The sequence below is a fragment of the Pseudomonas saponiphila genome (assembly GCF_900105185.1).
GTDB lineage: Bacteria > Pseudomonadota > Gammaproteobacteria > Pseudomonadales > Pseudomonadaceae > Aquipseudomonas > Aquipseudomonas saponiphila.
This window is the reverse complement of record NZ_FNTJ01000001.1, coordinates 43,889-58,456: the sequence shown is the minus strand read 5'-3', so window position 1 is coordinate 58,456 and position 14,568 is coordinate 43,889. Positions and strand designations below refer to the sequence as shown.

The following is a 14,568-nucleotide window of genomic DNA, read 5'->3' as shown; positions in this document are numbered from 1 at the left end:
CAAGCGGTCAGCGGCAAGCGGGAGCACGGGGCTCTTGCCTGTCGCTTGCAGCTGAACACTTGCCGCTGCTCTAGAGCGCCCAACGCAACTGCGTGGGCAAGGGTGAAACGGGTTCCGGTTCCGGCGGCGAGCCGGGCAGTGACAGCACGCGGTTGAGGACTTGGGTTTCCAGGGCCGCCAGACGATGGGAACCCCGCACGCGCGGACGCGGCAGCTCGACGTGCAGGTCCAGTCCCACCTCGCCGTCCTCGATCAGGATCACCCGATCGGCAATCGCCACCGCCTCGCTGACATCGTGGGTCACCAGCAATACGGTAAAACCGTGCTGCTGCCACAGGCGCTCGATCAACTGCTGCATCTCGATCCGGGTCAGGGCATCCAGCGCCCCCAACGGTTCGTCCAGCAGCAACAGCCGCGGTTGATGGATCAGGGCCCGGGCCAGCGCCACACGCTGCTTCTGGCCACCAGACAGCGCCGCCGGCCACTCATTGGCGCGATCGGCCAGGCCCACCGCCTCAAGGGCTTCCAGGGCCTGGGGCCGCCAGTTGCCCGCAAGACCGAGCCCGACGTTGTCGATGACTTTCTTCCAGGGCAGCAAACGCGCTTCCTGGAACATCAGCCGGGTGTCTTCGATGGCGGCGCTCAAGGGCGCGGAGCCCGCCAGCAACTCCCCGGCCGAAGGCTGGTCGAGTCCGGCCAGCAGGCGCAGCAAGGTGCTCTTGCCGCAACCGCTGCGCCCCACCACCGCGACGAACTGGCCGGCGGGAATGTGCAGGTCGATTTCCCGCAGCACCTGGCGCGAGCCGAAAGTCTTTTGCAGTTTGCGCACGGCCAGGGGAATGCCCCGCAGCAGCCGTGGAGGTTGTTGAGCCGTCATTGGGCATCCCCCTTGGCCACTTGGTAGGCCGGATGCCAGCGCAGCCAGACCCGTTCCAGGCCACGCGCGGCCAGATCCGCCAGCTTGCCGAGCACTGCGTACATGACGATGGCCAGCACCACCACGTCGGTCTGTAGGAATTCCCGGGCGTTCATCGCCAGGTAGCCGATGCCCGAGCTGGCGGAGATGGTTTCGGCGACGATCAGGGTCAGCCACATGAAGCCCAGGGCAAAGCGCACGCCCACCAGGATCGAGGGCAAGGCCCCCGGCAGGATCACCTGGCGAAACAGCGCAAAGCCGGACAGGCCATAGCTGCGCGCCATCTCCACCAGCGCCGGATCGACGTTGCGGATGCCGTGGTAGGTGTTGAGGTAGATGGGAAACAGGGTGCCCAGGGCCACCAGGAAAATCTTCGCCGACTCATCGATGCCGAACCACAGGATCACCAGCGGAATCAGCGCCAGGTGCGGCACGTTGCGGATCATCTGCACCGAGCTGTCCAGCAGCCGCTCGCCCCACTTCGACAGGCCGGTGATGAAGCCCAGGGCCAGGCCGATACCGCCACCGATGACAAACCCCAGCCCCGCGCGCCAGCCACTGATGGCCAGGTGGGTCCAGATATCACCGCTGCGTACCAGACTGATCCCGGCTTCGATCACCGCGCTGGGGGCCGGCAGGATGCGGGTCGAGAGCCACCCCGCCGACACCGACAGCTGCCACACCGCGAGCAGTAGCAAGGGCAGGCCCCAGGGCGCCAGACGCTGCACTATGCGTTGTCCATTCATGACCGCACCTCAGCTCTGGGACGCGGCTTTGGGAATGATGTCGTTGGCGACCATCTCCCCGAACGGGCTGACGTAACCGGCCGCTTCAGGCAGTTTGGGCCGTTCGATATCCAGGTGCGGGAACAGTAACTCGGCCACGCGATAGGACTCTTCCAGGTGTGGATAACCGGAGAAGATGAAGGTATCGATGCCCAGGTCCGCGTACTCTTTCATCCGCGCCGCCACCGTAGGGCCGTCTCCCACCAGAGCGGTGCCGGCACCGCCACGTACCAGACCGACGCCGGCCCAGAGATTGGGGCTGACTTCCAACCGGTCGCGACGACCACCATGCAGGGCCGCCATGCGCTGCTGGCCAACCGAATCGAAGCGCGCCAGGGATGCCTGAGCCCGGGCGATGGTGTCGTCGTCCAGATGGGAAATCAGGCGTTCGGCGGCCTGCCAGGCTTCGGCATTGGTTTCCCGCACGATCACGTGCAGGCGGATGCCGAAGCGCACGCTGCGTCCGAGCTTGGCGGCCTTGTCGCGCACCTGCTGGATCTTCTCGGCCACGGCGGCCGGTGGCTCGCCCCAGGTCAGGACCATCTCCACCTGCTCGGCGGCCAGGTCCTGGGCGGCTTCCGAAGAGCCGCCGAAATACAGCGGCGGACGGGGTTTTTGCAGTGGCGGATAGAGCAGCTTGGCGCCCTTCACACTGATGTGCTGGCCGTCGTAATCCACGGTTTCGCCTTCCAGCACCCGGCGCCAGATACGGGTGAACTCCACAGAGGCCTGGTAACGCTCTTCATGGTCGAGGAACAGGCCGTCACCGGCCAGCTCGTCCGGATCGCCACCGGTCACCAGGTTGAACAGCGCCCGGCCACCGGACAGCCGATCCAGGGTCGCAGCCTGGCGCGCCGCCACCGTCGGGGAAATGATCCCGGGGCGCAGGGCGACCAGGAACTTCAGGCGCTGGGTCACCGGAATCAGCGAAGCCGCCACCAGCCAGGAATCCTCGCAGGAGCGTCCGGTGGGAATCAGCACGCCACCAAAGCCCAGGCGGTCGGCGGCCTGGGCGATCTGTTGCAGGTAGGCATGATCCACGGCGCGAGCGCCTTCGGCGGTGCCAAGGTAATGGCCGTCGCCGTGAGTGGGCAGAAACCAGAAGATGTTGAGGCTCATGGAGTTGTCTCCTAAGGGTTCGATTTACGGCGCTTTGGCCACGGCGGCGGTGGGCGTCCAGATCACGTCTTTGATGCTCAGCGGCTTGGGAATCAGCTTGAGCTGATAGAAGCTGTCGGCGATTTTCTGCTGCGCGGCGATCACCTCCGGAGTCAGGAAGCCCGCGCCGTAGCCCTGGCGCTTCACCGAGGTCAGGGTGATGTCAGTGGACAGGCCGAGCAGCGGCGCCACCTGCTCGGTGACCTCCTGCGGGTTGGCCTTGGACCACTCGCCCACCGCCCGTACCTCTTCCACCAGGGCCTTGATCACTTCTGGGTGCTGCTGTGCGTAGGGTTTGGTCGCCAGGTAGAACTGGTGGTTGTCGACGATGCCGCTGCCGTCGCGCAGGGTGCGCGCCTGCAGTTGCTGCTCAGCCGCCGCCTGGTAGGGGTCCCAGATGACCCAGGCGTCGACGCTGCCGCGCTCGAACGCAGCGCGGGCATCGGCCGGGGGCAGGAACACGGTCTGGATGTCGCTGTACTTGAGGCCGGCGTCTTCCAGGGCACGGACCAGCAGGTAATGAACGTTGGAGCCCTTGTTCAGCACCACTTTCTTGCCCTTGAGGTCCTGCACCGACTTGATCGGCGAGTCCTTGGGCACCAGGATCGCCTCGCTATGGGGCGCCGGAGGTTCGTAGGCCACGTAGAGCAGATCGGCACCGGCGGCCTGGGCGAACACCGGCGGGGTTTCGCCGGTCACGCCGAAGTCGATGGAACCGACGTTCAGCCCTTCCAGCAACTGCGGACCACCGGGAAACTCGGTCCACTTCACGTCCACGCCTTGCTGCGCCAGGCGCTTTTCCAGGGTGCCCTTGGCCTTGAGCAGCACCAGGGTGCCGTACTTCTGATAACCGATACGCAGGGTTTCGGCTTGAGCTTGAACGATGGCGCCGAAGGACACAGCCGCAGCAAACAGAGCGACCAGACCGCGACGCAAAATAACAGGGCGCATGGCGCTCTCCTTTTTGCTGTGGGGGTTGTGGCTGCACCTGCTTGCCCGTTGGCGGGCGAGTAAGGTCAGTACTTCAAATCAGGGGTGTGGCTCAAATGCTCCAGCGAGCACTCAACAGACGTTCATTCAACAGATGCGGGTCCAGCGGCTTGGGGCGGCGCGCCATGGCGCTATGGAACTGCTCCAACGCCTCGCGCAGGCGCAGTTCCAGGGCCTCGGCCAGCTGCGGCTGGACACTGCCTTCGCCATAGGCGATCTGGCTGTCCTCGGCAAAGATGCCCTGGAGCATTTCCTGGGCCTTGAGCGCCGAGAGCACGGGCTTGAGGGCGTAGTCCACCGCCAGCATATGGGCGATGCTGCCGCCGGTGGCCATGGGCAATACCACCTTGTGGCTCAGGGCACGCTCCGGCAGCAGGTCGAGCAGGGTTTTCAATGCCCCGGAAAACGACGCCTTGTACACCGGCGTGGCGATCAGCAGGCCATCGGCCTGGTCGATCTGTTGCAGCAAGTCGATGACCTTGGGGCTGTCGAAGCGAGCGTGGAGCAGATCCTCGGCCGGGAAGTCCCGCACCTGGTAACTGACCACTTCCACGCCGTGCTGCTGTAACCAGCGCTTGGCCAACTCCAGCAACACCCCGGAACGGGAGCGTTGGCTGGGACTGCCACCGAGAGAGACCACCAGCATTCACGGGATTCCTTGAACAAGATGAGCGATTCGCGGGATGCGATCTCGCCGGACTGCACAGACCTTAACAGCCTATTTATATATCCATAAATCTTATTTTTTCATTTGTTTATTCCTTTAATGAATATAAGAAACGGTGATTTCCAGGCAAAAAAATAGGCCGTCGAAACGGCCTTAAAACCCCTGCTTTGTGGTTCTGTTACCCCTGAGCTCTCCGTAGGAGCGGGCTTGCCCGCGAACAAGCCCGCAAAACCTTGCATCGACCTCACGACCGCCTTCGCCGGCAAGCCGGCTCCTGCAGCGGTGAGTGGGTCAGCGGTTGGGTTGTGGAGTCAGGCGCAGGTAGGGCTTCACTGCGCGATAGCCTTTGGGAAAGCGGCGCTTGATCTCGTCCTCGTCCTTGAGCGAAGGCACGATCACCACTTCGTCACCGTCCTGCCAGTTGGCCGGCGTGGCCACCTTGTAGTTGTCGGTGAGTTGCAGCGAATCGATCACCCGGAGAATTTCATGGAAGTTGCGCCCGGTGCTGGCTGGATAGGTGATGGTCAGGCGGATCTTCTTGTTCGGGTCGATGATGAATAGCGAACGCACGGTCAAGGTGTCGCTGGCATTGGGGTGGATCAGGTCGTAGAGGTCCGACACCTTGCGATCGGCGTCCGCCAGGATCGGGAAGTTGACCCGGGTGTTCTGGGTTTCGTTGATGTCCTCGATCCACTTGTGATGGGAGTCCACCGGGTCCACCGACAGGGCAATGGCTTTCACCCCGCGCTGGGCGAATTCGTCCTTGAGCTTGGCAGTGAAGCCCAGCTCGGTGGTGCACACAGGAGTGAAGTCCGCCGGATGGGAAAACAGCACGCCCCAGCTGTCGCCCAGCCACTCGTGGAAACGAATCTTGCCGGCACTGGAATCCTGTTCGAAGTCGGGGGCGATGTCGCCCAGTCTGAGGCTCATGGGTGCTGCTCCTGTGAGTGCGTGATGAAGCTACTCTGCCTGCGCTGGAGCTTATTTAAAAAGAATAAATATCGATTTATTAAGACCCGAAAGGAATATTAAAAATCTCTTCACTGGACTCACGCGCAGGCGAAGACCACCCTTCTCAACAAGGTTCGAGAAGGCCTTGAGTCGCTGTACAAAGAGGGGAATTCAGGAAGGGCTCACGGGGGTGGGCCTGACTTGAAGCAGTACCTCGCCCGGCATTGCGCCGGGCGAGGCTTGAACCGCGAATTACTTCAACGGGATCGAGTAGCTGACGATCAGACGGTTTTCGTCCTGGTCGCGCTGGCCCGGAATGTCGTTACGCCACATGGCGTTTTTCCAGGTCAGACCCAGGTTCTTCAGCGGACCTTGCGGAACCACGTAGGACAGGGTCAGGTCGCGTTCCCACTCGGTGCCGCCAGTGCCCAGAGTGAGCTTCTGAGCAGCACCGACTTTACCGGCGGTGTCGATGTTGTTGCCGCGCAGGTAGATGATGCCGGCGGTCAGGCCAGGCACGCCAACCTTGGCGAAGTCATAGGCGTAGCGAGCCTGCCAGGTACGCTCGCCGGCACGGGCGAACTTCTGGATCTGCATGTCGGTGATGGTGCTGTTGGACGAACCGTCACCCTGGTTCAGCCAAGGGAAGTCGCTGTCACCGTTGCTGTACTGGTAGCCGCCACCGAAGGTGTGACCTTCAACCGAGTACAGGGCCAGGTAGCTGTACAGGTTGTTGTCAACCTTGCCCTTGGTGATTGCCGACAGGCCTTTGTCCGGGTAGTAGCCAGTGGTGTAGTAGGCAGCAGTGTCGCCGTTGGAGCCGTTGTCGCGGCTGCGGTAGTAGCGCAGGTCGCTTTTCAGCACGCCAGGACCGATGGACCAGTTGTGTACCAGGCCCAGGAAGTTCTGCGAGTAGAAGTCTTTCAGCTCACCGTAGTAGTACGAAGCGGTCAGATCCTTGGTGATCTTGTAGTCCGCACCAGCGTAGTAGAACTTGTTGCTGAACTTGCCGGCATCGTAGTTGGAGCTGGCGTTGGCACCGGCGATGGACAGGCCTTCGTTGTTGCTCGAGTTACGCCCTTTGGCGTGCTCGATCTGACCTGCGGTCAGGGTCAGGTCCTTGATCTCGTTCGAAGTGATCTGGCCGCCCTGGAAGGTTTGTGGCAACAGACGACCGTCGTTGTACTTGATCACCGGGTTGTTCGGTTGCAGGGTGCCGATCTTCAGCTCGGTCTGGGAAACCTTGACCTTGCCGGTCAGGCCCAGGCTGGAGTAGTCGTTCACCGCTTGAGCGTTTTTGCCGCTGGAGGAGTGAGTCGGGAAAATGGTGCCGCCAGCAGATGTGGTGGTTGCGCCGTTGGTGCCGCCACCGGAATCCAGGCGCACGCCCAGCAAGCCGATAGCGTCCAGACCGAAACCTACGGTGCCTTCGGTGTAGCCAGAGGTGAAGTTGAAGATGAAGCCTTGGCCCCATTCTTCCTGCTTGTTCTGGGCTTTGGCGGCTTTGGTATCACCATCACGGTTATCGGTATTGATATAGAAGTTACGCAGCCCCAAGGTGGCCTTGCTGTCTTCGATGAAACCGGCGGCGCCTGCCTGCTGCGCCAAAACCCCTACGGCCACAGCCAGGGCCAAGGTGGACTTGTTCATGTTTCGCTCCTCTCGTTTCTAATTCTTGTGGTTCCTGGCCCCGGATCGAACGCCCGGGTGCCACAGATGCGCGATTAGCGCCAGACCGTGACTGATAAGTCAATCGTAACGATCTGTGTCTACGACCATGGTCTAATCGCCGTAATTTGGTCCCTGCAGGGTAATGAATTACTCATAAACCCAAAAAGAATTGTTTAATTCTTTTTCATGCCTTTCAGGAATAAAGCTGACCATCAACACGCCGAACTACCCAGCGTAGACACTTGCAAGCTCATTGCTAAAAAGAATTTTCCGATCTTGCTGCCCATGATCCGGAGCGTTTTAGACGAAAAACGTCGAACAGGATCAAAAAAGCGACGCAATCATGGCTAAGAGCCTATCCTCCCGTCAATTTGTTACAGTTTTTGTATCGAAATGAAATTTTTCTGACATGTCCCTAAAGCACAACGCCTCGATCCAGGGACCGAGGCGTTGCCGATTGCGGGACGAGCGGAGGACTCAGAGAGCCTTCTCGAAGATCTTCGAGTTGCGCTGATAGTTGTACAGCGAAGCCCTGGCCGAAGGCAGGCGCTCGACGCTGCTGGGCACAAAACCTCGCTCACGGAACCAGTGCGCGGTGCGGGTGGTGAGCACGAACAAGGTTTTCAGGCCCTGGGCCCGGGCCCGGGCTTCGATCCTTTCCAACAGTTCATCGCCACGTTTGCCATGGCGATATTCCGGGTTCACCGCCAGACAGGCCAGTTCACCGGCATCGGAATCGGCAATCTGGTACAAGGCCGCGCAGGCAATGATCATGCCCTCGCGCTCGACCACGCTGAACTGTTCGATCTCGCGCTCCAGCACCTCGCGGGAACGCCGCACCAGGATGCCCTGCTCCTCCAGCGGACTGATCAGATCCAGCAATCCGCCGACGTCTTCGATCGCCGCCTCGCGCACCCGCTCGAACTGCTCCTGGGCCACCAGGGTGCCGCCGCCATCACGGGTGAAAAGCTCGGTCAACAGCGCCCCATCTTCGGCATAGCTGACGATATGGCTGCGCCCCACCCCGCCACGGCAAGCCTCGGCGGCGGCATCCAGCAGCTCGGCCTGGTAGTTGCTGCCCAGGCGCTGAAGATGGGCCGGCACCTGTTGCGGACGCAGCTCACGCACCAGCTTGCCGTTTTCATCCAGCAGCCCAGGGTCGGCACCGAACAGCAGCAGCTTGTCGGCCCCCAGGTCGATGGCGGCACGGGTCGCCACGTCCTCGCAGGCCAGGTTGAAGGTTTCACCGGTGGGCGAATAACCCAGGGGCGACAGCAGCACGATGGAGCGCTCATCCAGCAGGCGGTTGATGCCCTTGCGATCGACCCGACGCACTTCGCCGGTGTGGTGGAAGTCGACGCCTTCCAGCACGCCGATCGGCCGCGCCGTCACCAGGTTGCCGCTGGCCACCCGCAACCGCGAGCCCTGCATCGGCGACGAAGCCATGTCCATGGACAGCCGCGCCTCGATGGCAATGCGCAACTGGCCGACGGCGTCGATCACGCACTCCAGGGTCGCCGCATCAGTGATGCGCAGGCCGTGATGGTAATGCGGGGTCAGGCCACGAGCCGCCAGGCGCGCTTCGATCTGCGGGCGGGAACCGTGCACCAGTACCAGACGCACCCCCAGGCTGTGCAGCAGCACCAGGTCGTGAACGATATTGCCGAAGTTGGGGTGTTCAACACCGTCGCCGGGGAGCATGACCACAAAGGTGCAATCCCGGTGAGCATTGATGTAGGGAGACGCATGGCGAAGCCAATTGACGTATTCGGGCATGAACCTGAGCCTGTAAATAAATAGCAGCCTATAAAAGGACGAAACGGAAAACGCACAGCGGGCTGATGGTTATCGTCGGAACAGGCTTGGCAACACGCTTACTCTCCTCAATGGGTACGGACAGGAATACCGGCAATTTACTTACAATTGGGCCGGTGTCAGGCAGTAATGCTCGATCAGCTCTCGCAATAGATGCACGGTAGGCTGCAAGCGTGACATTTCGAGGTATTCCCCCGGCTGGTGGGCACAGGCGATATCACCCGGACCGAGCACCAGGGTCTCGCAGCCAAGGCGCTGAAGATAAGGCGCTTCGGTGCCAAACGCTACTGCTTCGGCGCGATGCCCGGTCAACCGCTCAGCCACCCGCACCAACTCGGCGTCCTCGGGCTGCTCGAACGGCGGCACGGCAGGAAACAGCGGGGCATAGTCGATCTGCACTTCATGGCGCTGGGCGATCGGCGCCAGCTTCTGACGAATGGCCTCGCGCAACATCTGCGGGTCCATGCCCGGCAAGGGCCGCAGGTCGAACTCCAGGGAACACTGGCCACAGATGCGATTGGGGTTGTCGCCGCCATGGATGCAGCCGAAGTTCAGGGTCGGCTGCGGCACGCTGAACTGCGGATTGCGATACTCGCGTTGCCACAGCAGCCGGAGCCCGCGCAGCTCGCCGATGGCGTCGTGCATCGCTTCCAGAGCACTGCGGCCCAGGCTCGGGTCAGAGGAGTGGCCGCTGCGCCCGAGGATGTCGATGCGCTCCATCATCACCCCCTTGTGCAGGCGGATCGGCTTGAGTCCGGTGGGTTCGCCGATCACCGCCGCGCGCCCCAGAGGGCGCCCGGCTTCCGCCAGGGCCCGCGCCCCGGCCATGGAGCTCTCTTCGTCGCAAGTGGCCAGGATCAGCAGCGGCTGCTTGAACGGCTGCTCCAGCAACGGCCGCACCGCTTCGATGATCAGGGCGAAAAAACCCTTCATGTCGCAACTGCCCAGACCGACCCAGCGGCCGTCGACCTCGGTCAGCTTCAGCGGATCGCTCTGCCACAACGCGGAGTCGAACGGCACGGTGTCACTGTGCCCGGCCAGCACCAGTCCACCAGGACCACTGCCGTAGCTGGCCAGCAGGTTGAACTTGCCGGGGCTGACCGGCTGGATATCGCAGTTGAACCCCAGGTCGCCGAGCCAACCGGCCAGCAAGTCGATCACCTCACGGTTGGACTGGTCCAGCGCAGGCTGGGTGCAGCTCACCGACGGCGCGGCGATCAGTGCGGCGAACTGCTCCTTCAAGGACGGCAATGGCATGAGCTGGCTCCGGAAATCCCAAGATGAGCAGCATCATAGAGGCATCAGGCGAGAGGAAGGAACCGTCGTGGCGCCTCCACGCGCCCGGTCCTGTACACTGCACGGCCTTGGCAGCCAACTCTTCCTCCGGCTGCACTCCCGATCCTGGATTTTCCGGCCATGCAGAAAGAAACCGAAATCAAACTCCGCGTCAGCCGCGAAACCCTCGCCGCCCTGCGCGAGCACCCGCTCCTGAAAAAACGCAACAAAAGTGGCTGGGAACGCCGTGAGCTGATGAACCAGTACTTCGACACCCCAGAACGCGATCTGGCCCGGGCCAAAGTCGCCCTGCGCCTGCGCCGCGACGGTGATGCGGTGATCCAGACCCTCAAGACCAGCGGTCAGAGCGTCGCCGGCCTTTCCGAGCGCAACGAATACGACTGGCAACTGGCCAAGGCCAAGCTCGACCTGAAGAAGCTCGACGGCGAATGCTGGCCCGAAGCCCTCGCCGATCTGGACAAAAAGACCCTCAAGCCACTGTTCACCACCGACTTTGTCCGCGAGCGCGCAGAAATCGCCTGGGGCCGGGGCAAGGCCAAGGTGGTGATCGAAGCCGCTCTGGACCTGGGCCAGGTGATTGCCGGCAAGCACAAGGAAGAAATCTGCGAGCTGGAACTGGAACTGCGCGAAGGTGAACCGGCCGCGTTGCTGGAACTGGCTGCGGAACTGGCCCTCACCCTGCCGTTGATGCCCTGCGATATCAGCAAGGCCGAGCGCGGCTATCGCCTGTTCGATGCCGGCAGCTACTCCCTGAGCCTGCCGGCGCCACAGCTGAGTGCCGAAACCCCGCTGGACGACGCCTTCGCCGCCCTGGCCTGGCATCTGCTGGGCAGCAGCCAGCGCCTGGCCGAACAGTATCGCTTCAACGGCCACTGGCGCCTGCTGCAGGATTGGGTAGACAACCTCGCCGAACTGCGGGCCCTGGCCAGCAGCCTGGGCCAGGCCGCGCCGCGCCAGTCCACCGCCGAACTGCGCAGTGCCCTGGATGCCCTGCTGGAAGACTGGCGCCCGCTGGTGCAGGCCGGCCTCGACGATGAAGACGTGCGCAAGGCCGCACCGGAGCAATTCATCGAAGAGCTGCAGGACGTGCGCTGGGGCCTGTTCTCCCTGAATACTTCGCGCTGGCTGCTGGCCCGCTCCTGGACCGCCGAACGCAACACCCGTGGCAACCGCCAGGGCGCGGCGCAACTGGGCAGCTGGCTGCCACGCCTGCTGGCCGAAGAGGCCACCTCCCTGCAACTGCCGCGCTACCAGCAGCAGCCTGAAGACCTGGCCGAGCAACTGCCGCGGATCGAGCGCATCCAGGCCTGGTTGCACCACGCCCGCGCCGCCCTGGAGATCCCGGAGCTCGATCGCCTCTACGGTGAACTGAACAAACTGGCCCAACTGGCCAACGAACCAATCACCGACGAAGCCCTAGATGCTCGCAAGCAGCAAGCCATCGCGGTGTTCCAGAACCGCGCCTGGAAGACCCTGCTGCGCCTGTAATCAATCGCCCTCAGCGCAATACCGGCAGGCTGGTGGTGGACTTGATCTCCGACAGGGCGACGATCGAGTTCACCTCCTGAATGCCAGGCACCATGGACAGCTTCTCGAAGAAGAACCGCTCGTAGGCCTCGATATCCGCCGTCACGATGCGCAACAGGAAGTCCACCGCGCCCATCAGCACATAACACTCCAGCACCTCGGGAAAACCGCGAATGGCTTCGGTGAACTCGGTGAAGTTGGAGCGGCCATGGGCGTTGAGCTTGATCTCGGCAAAGATCTGCGTGTTCAGGCCAATCTTCTTGCGGTCGAGCAAGGTCACCTGGCCGCGAATCACCCCTTCATCCTTCATGCGCTGAATCCGCCGCCAGCAAGGCGACTGGGACAACCCCACCCGTTCGGCAATCTGGGCACTGGAAAGCGACGCGTCGTCTTGCAGCAACGCAAGGATCCGGCGATCGTAGGCATCCAGCTCGCTTTGCATAACTAACCCCCGAAATCGTCAAAATACGAATCATGCAATTTGCCAACAGGCAAATTCACTCCATCTTAGATAAGAAAAACCCGAAACCGAATGTAAAAATTTCTCCACTGACCTGGAGATCGCCATGCCCTTTCACAGCCCCGTCCCGAGCCCTGCGACCCGCGCCGATGTCTGGAACCACGACAATGCCCAGTGCCACGTGCACTACCAACTGCTCGCCGATGTCGAGGCCGATGTGTTGTGCCGGGTACTCAATCATTTCGCCCTGCAGCTCCTGGTGCCGCAGCGGGTCGCGGTCATCCAGCAGGACGACACGCTGCATATCGAGGTGGAACTCGCGGGCCTGAGCTGGCACCGGGCCCGAGTGATCGGCGACAAGCTGCGCAACCTGATCAGTGTCATCTCGGTGGAGCTGCAATTGCTGGAGGCCTCGCCCCTGCAAGCCACCGGCTGAGGCCGGTAAAACCCTGCAACCCTTGGCCGGCGGCTGCGCCGTCCGATGCGACTATCCTTGGCTGTTTGCGGCCAGAGACACGACTCTGGACCACGCTCCCAAGGAGTCCCCATGCACGCCGCCCAGGTGTCCCCGGACCGCTGGCTGGATCTCAGCGAGCTGCTCAGTGAACTGCTGGCCCAGGAGCGCATCAGCCAGGACGCCGCCGAACAGGCCATGAGCGACCGTCGCCAGGGGGCCGATCCGAGCCTGCATCCTCTTGAGTTCATCGCCAGCCAGCAGTTGCCTGACCGACAGCATCCTGGGCGACACCTGGATCTGGACAGCCTCACTGCCTGGCTGGCGCAGCAGGCCGGCCAGCCGTACCTGCGCATCGATCCGTTACAGATCGACGTGGCCGGCATCACCCCCTTGATGTCCTTCGCCTTCGCCCAGCGGCACAAGATCCTCGCCGTCGCGGTGGATGCCCACAGCGTTACCGTGGCCAGCGCCCAACCCTATGTCAGGGGCTGGGAGGCCGATCTGGCCCATGTGCTCAAGCGCCCGATCCAACGGGTCGTGGCCAGCCCGGCGGATATCCAGCGCCTGACCCTGGAGTTCTACCGCCTGGCCAAGTCGGTCAGCGGCGCCAGCAGCGAACAGAAGACCAGCGGCCCGGGCAGCTTCGAACAACTGCTCAAGCTGGGAGCCAACGACCAGGCACCGGATGCCGACGATGCCCATATCGTCAACATCGTCGACTGGCTGTTCCAGTACGCCTTCCAGCAACGGGCAAGCGACATTCATATCGAACCACGCCGCGAACACGGCACCCTGCGCTTTCGCATCGACGGTGTGCTGCACAACGTCTATCAGTTTCCGCCCCAGGTCACCCTGGCCATGGTCAGCCGCCTCAAGAGCCTGGGACGCATGAACGTCGCAGAAAAGCGCAAGCCCCAGGACGGCCGAATCAAGACCCGCCCTCCCGAAGGCAGCGAAATCGAGCTGCGCCTGTCGACCCTGCCCACGGCCTTCGGCGAAAAACTGGTCATGCGCATCTTCGATCCCCAGGTGCTGCTCAAGGACTTCAACCAACTGGGCTTTGGCACCGACGACCTGAGCCGCTGGCAAGCCATGACCTCCCAGGCCCACGGCATCATCCTGGTCACCGGTCCCACCGGTTCGGGCAAGACCAGCACCCTCTACACCACCCTGAAGCAGCTCGCGACGCCTGAAATCAACCTCTGCACCATCGAAGACCCGATCGAGATGATCGAGCCGGCATTCAACCAGATGCAGGTCCAGCCCAACATCGACCTGGGTTTTTCCAGCGGCGTACGGGCGCTGATGCGCCAGGACCCGGACATCATCATGATCGGCGAGATCCGCGATCTGGAAACCGCGGAAATGGCCATCCAGGCCGCGCTCACCGGGCACCTGGTGCTATCCACCCTGCACACCAACGACGCCCCGGCCGCCATCAGCCGCCTGCTGGAACTGGGCGTGCCGCCCTATTTGCTCAGAGCCACCCTGGTCGGGGTCATGGCCCAGCGCCTGGTGCGCACCCTGTGCCGACACTGCAAGGCCCCCGCCGAACTCGCCAGCGATGACTGGCAGAACCTGATCCACCCCCGGCAATCCCCGCCACCGCGCCATGGCATGCGGGCCGTGGGCTGCGCCGAGTGCCGGGGCACCGGCTATCACGGACGCACTGCGGTCTACGAAGTCATGCCCTTGAGCGCCGCGCTCCGGGCCCTGATCCAAAGCGACCTCGACCTCGCCGAGTTGCGCCGCCAGGCCGCCGAGGACGGCATGTACAGCCTGCGCCAGGCCGCCGCCCGCAAGCTTGCCGAAGGCCTGACCAGTTTCGAGGAGGTATTGCGGGTCACGCCGCAGAACCGGGATAGCTAGCCGACA

At 62.8% G+C, this 14,568-nt stretch carries 13 protein-coding genes; 3 read left to right on the top strand and 10 right to left on the bottom strand.

Annotated elements, in window-relative coordinates; translation table 11 throughout:
• Positions 1-70 precede the first annotated feature (70 nt).
• The 9 genes from ssuB to argE all read right to left on the bottom strand — a co-directional run bounded on the left by ssuB (position 71) and on the right by argE (position 10,210).
• Complete coding sequence (gene ssuB, locus BLV47_RS00300) at positions 71-877, bottom strand: aliphatic sulfonates ABC transporter ATP-binding protein (protein WP_016967636.1); 807 nt, start codon at positions 875-877, stop codon at positions 71-73.
• On the bottom strand, positions 874-1,662 hold the full coding sequence (gene ssuC, locus BLV47_RS00295; protein WP_092308563.1) for an aliphatic sulfonate ABC transporter permease SsuC: 789 nt from the start codon (positions 1,660-1,662) through the stop codon (positions 874-876). Before ssuC ends, ssuB begins: the two co-directional genes overlap by 4 nt.
• Before the next feature lie 9 nt (positions 1,663-1,671).
• Positions 1,672-2,820, bottom strand: coding sequence for an FMNH2-dependent alkanesulfonate monooxygenase (ssuD, locus tag BLV47_RS00290; protein ID WP_092308561.1), 1,149 nt, complete (start codon positions 2,818-2,820; stop codon positions 1,672-1,674).
• Between the two features lie 24 nt (positions 2,821-2,844).
• Positions 2,845-3,810: a sulfonate ABC transporter substrate-binding protein gene (locus BLV47_RS00285; protein ID WP_092308559.1), complete on the bottom strand. Its 966-nt coding sequence runs from the start codon at positions 3,808-3,810 to the stop codon at positions 2,845-2,847.
• Positions 3,811-3,901: 91 nt separating this feature from the next.
• Positions 3,902-4,495: an NADPH-dependent FMN reductase gene (ssuE, locus tag BLV47_RS00280; RefSeq protein ID WP_092308557.1), complete on the bottom strand. Its 594-nt coding sequence runs from the start codon at positions 4,493-4,495 to the stop codon at positions 3,902-3,904.
• Between the two features lie 312 nt (positions 4,496-4,807).
• On the bottom strand, positions 4,808-5,446 hold the full coding sequence (locus BLV47_RS00275) for a peroxiredoxin (RefSeq protein WP_016967641.1): 639 nt from the start codon (positions 5,444-5,446) through the stop codon (positions 4,808-4,810).
• 273 nt (positions 5,447-5,719) lie between these two features.
• A complete protein-coding gene (locus BLV47_RS00270) occupies positions 5,720-7,117 on the bottom strand; it encodes an OprD family porin (RefSeq protein ID WP_092308556.1) in 1,398 nt (465 codons plus the stop codon).
• Between the two features lie 498 nt (positions 7,118-7,615).
• Complete coding sequence (argA, locus tag BLV47_RS00265) at positions 7,616-8,914, bottom strand: amino-acid N-acetyltransferase (protein ID WP_016967643.1); 1,299 nt, start codon at positions 8,912-8,914, stop codon at positions 7,616-7,618.
• A 141-nt stretch (positions 8,915-9,055) separates the two neighbouring features.
• Positions 9,056-10,210 (bottom strand): acetylornithine deacetylase, encoded by a 1,155-nt coding sequence (gene argE / locus BLV47_RS00260; protein ID WP_092308555.1) that lies wholly within the window; start codon positions 10,208-10,210, stop codon positions 9,056-9,058.
• Between the two features lie 159 nt (positions 10,211-10,369).
• Here argE and BLV47_RS00255 point away from each other — a divergent pair, with 159 nt between their 5' ends.
• Positions 10,370-11,737, top strand: a complete 1,368-nt coding sequence (locus BLV47_RS00255; protein WP_092308554.1) for a CYTH domain-containing protein — start codon at positions 10,370-10,372, stop codon at positions 11,735-11,737.
• A 10-nt stretch (positions 11,738-11,747) separates the two neighbouring features.
• Here BLV47_RS00255 and BLV47_RS00250 read toward each other — a convergent pair whose 3' ends face one another.
• Positions 11,748-12,218, bottom strand: coding sequence for an Lrp/AsnC family transcriptional regulator (locus BLV47_RS00250; protein WP_092308553.1), 471 nt, complete (start codon positions 12,216-12,218; stop codon positions 11,748-11,750).
• A gap of 124 nt (positions 12,219-12,342) precedes the next feature.
• On the opposite strand from BLV47_RS00250, the gene BLV47_RS00245 reads away from it, so the two are divergent.
• Positions 12,343-12,672, top strand: coding sequence for a hypothetical protein (locus tag BLV47_RS00245; protein ID WP_092308552.1), 330 nt, complete (start codon positions 12,343-12,345; stop codon positions 12,670-12,672).
• Between the two features lie 111 nt (positions 12,673-12,783).
• The gene (tfpB, locus tag BLV47_RS00240; RefSeq protein WP_092308551.1) at positions 12,784-14,562 is read left to right on the top strand and encodes a type IV pilus assembly ATPase TfpB; all 1,779 of its coding nucleotides are present in this window, start codon (positions 12,784-12,786) and stop codon (positions 14,560-14,562) included.
• The last annotated feature ends 6 nt before the right edge of the window (positions 14,563-14,568 follow it).

Excerpts from the sequence above, each read along its gene's own strand:
- ssuB (WP_016967636.1), bottom strand. The coding sequence starts at position 877 with ATGACGGCTCAACAACCTCCACGGCTGCTGCGGGGCATTCCCCTGGCC.
- ssuC (WP_092308563.1), bottom strand. The coding sequence starts at position 1,662 with ATGAATGGACAACGCATAGTGCAGCGTCTGGCGCCCTGGGGCCTGCCC.
- ssuD (WP_092308561.1), bottom strand. The coding sequence starts at position 2,820 with ATGAGCCTCAACATCTTCTGGTTTCTGCCCACTCACGGCGACGGCCAT.
- BLV47_RS00285 (WP_092308559.1), bottom strand. The coding sequence starts at position 3,810 with ATGCGCCCTGTTATTTTGCGTCGCGGTCTGGTCGCTCTGTTTGCTGCG.
- ssuE (WP_092308557.1), bottom strand. The coding sequence starts at position 4,495 with ATGCTGGTGGTCTCTCTCGGTGGCAGTCCCAGCCAACGCTCCCGTTCC.
- BLV47_RS00275 (WP_016967641.1), bottom strand. The coding sequence starts at position 5,446 with ATGAGCCTCAGACTGGGCGACATCGCCCCCGACTTCGAACAGGATTCC.
- BLV47_RS00270 (WP_092308556.1), bottom strand. The coding sequence starts at position 7,117 with ATGAACAAGTCCACCTTGGCCCTGGCTGTGGCCGTAGGGGTTTTGGCG.
- argA (WP_016967643.1), bottom strand. The coding sequence starts at position 8,914 with ATGCCCGAATACGTCAATTGGCTTCGCCATGCGTCTCCCTACATCAAT.
- argE (WP_092308555.1), bottom strand. The coding sequence starts at position 10,210 with ATGCCATTGCCGTCCTTGAAGGAGCAGTTCGCCGCACTGATCGCCGCG.
- BLV47_RS00255 (WP_092308554.1), top strand. The coding sequence starts at position 10,370 with ATGCAGAAAGAAACCGAAATCAAACTCCGCGTCAGCCGCGAAACCCTC.
- BLV47_RS00250 (WP_092308553.1), bottom strand. The coding sequence starts at position 12,218 with ATGCAAAGCGAGCTGGATGCCTACGATCGCCGGATCCTTGCGTTGCTG.
- BLV47_RS00245 (WP_092308552.1), top strand. The coding sequence starts at position 12,343 with ATGCCCTTTCACAGCCCCGTCCCGAGCCCTGCGACCCGCGCCGATGTC.
- tfpB (WP_092308551.1), top strand. The coding sequence starts at position 12,784 with ATGCACGCCGCCCAGGTGTCCCCGGACCGCTGGCTGGATCTCAGCGAG.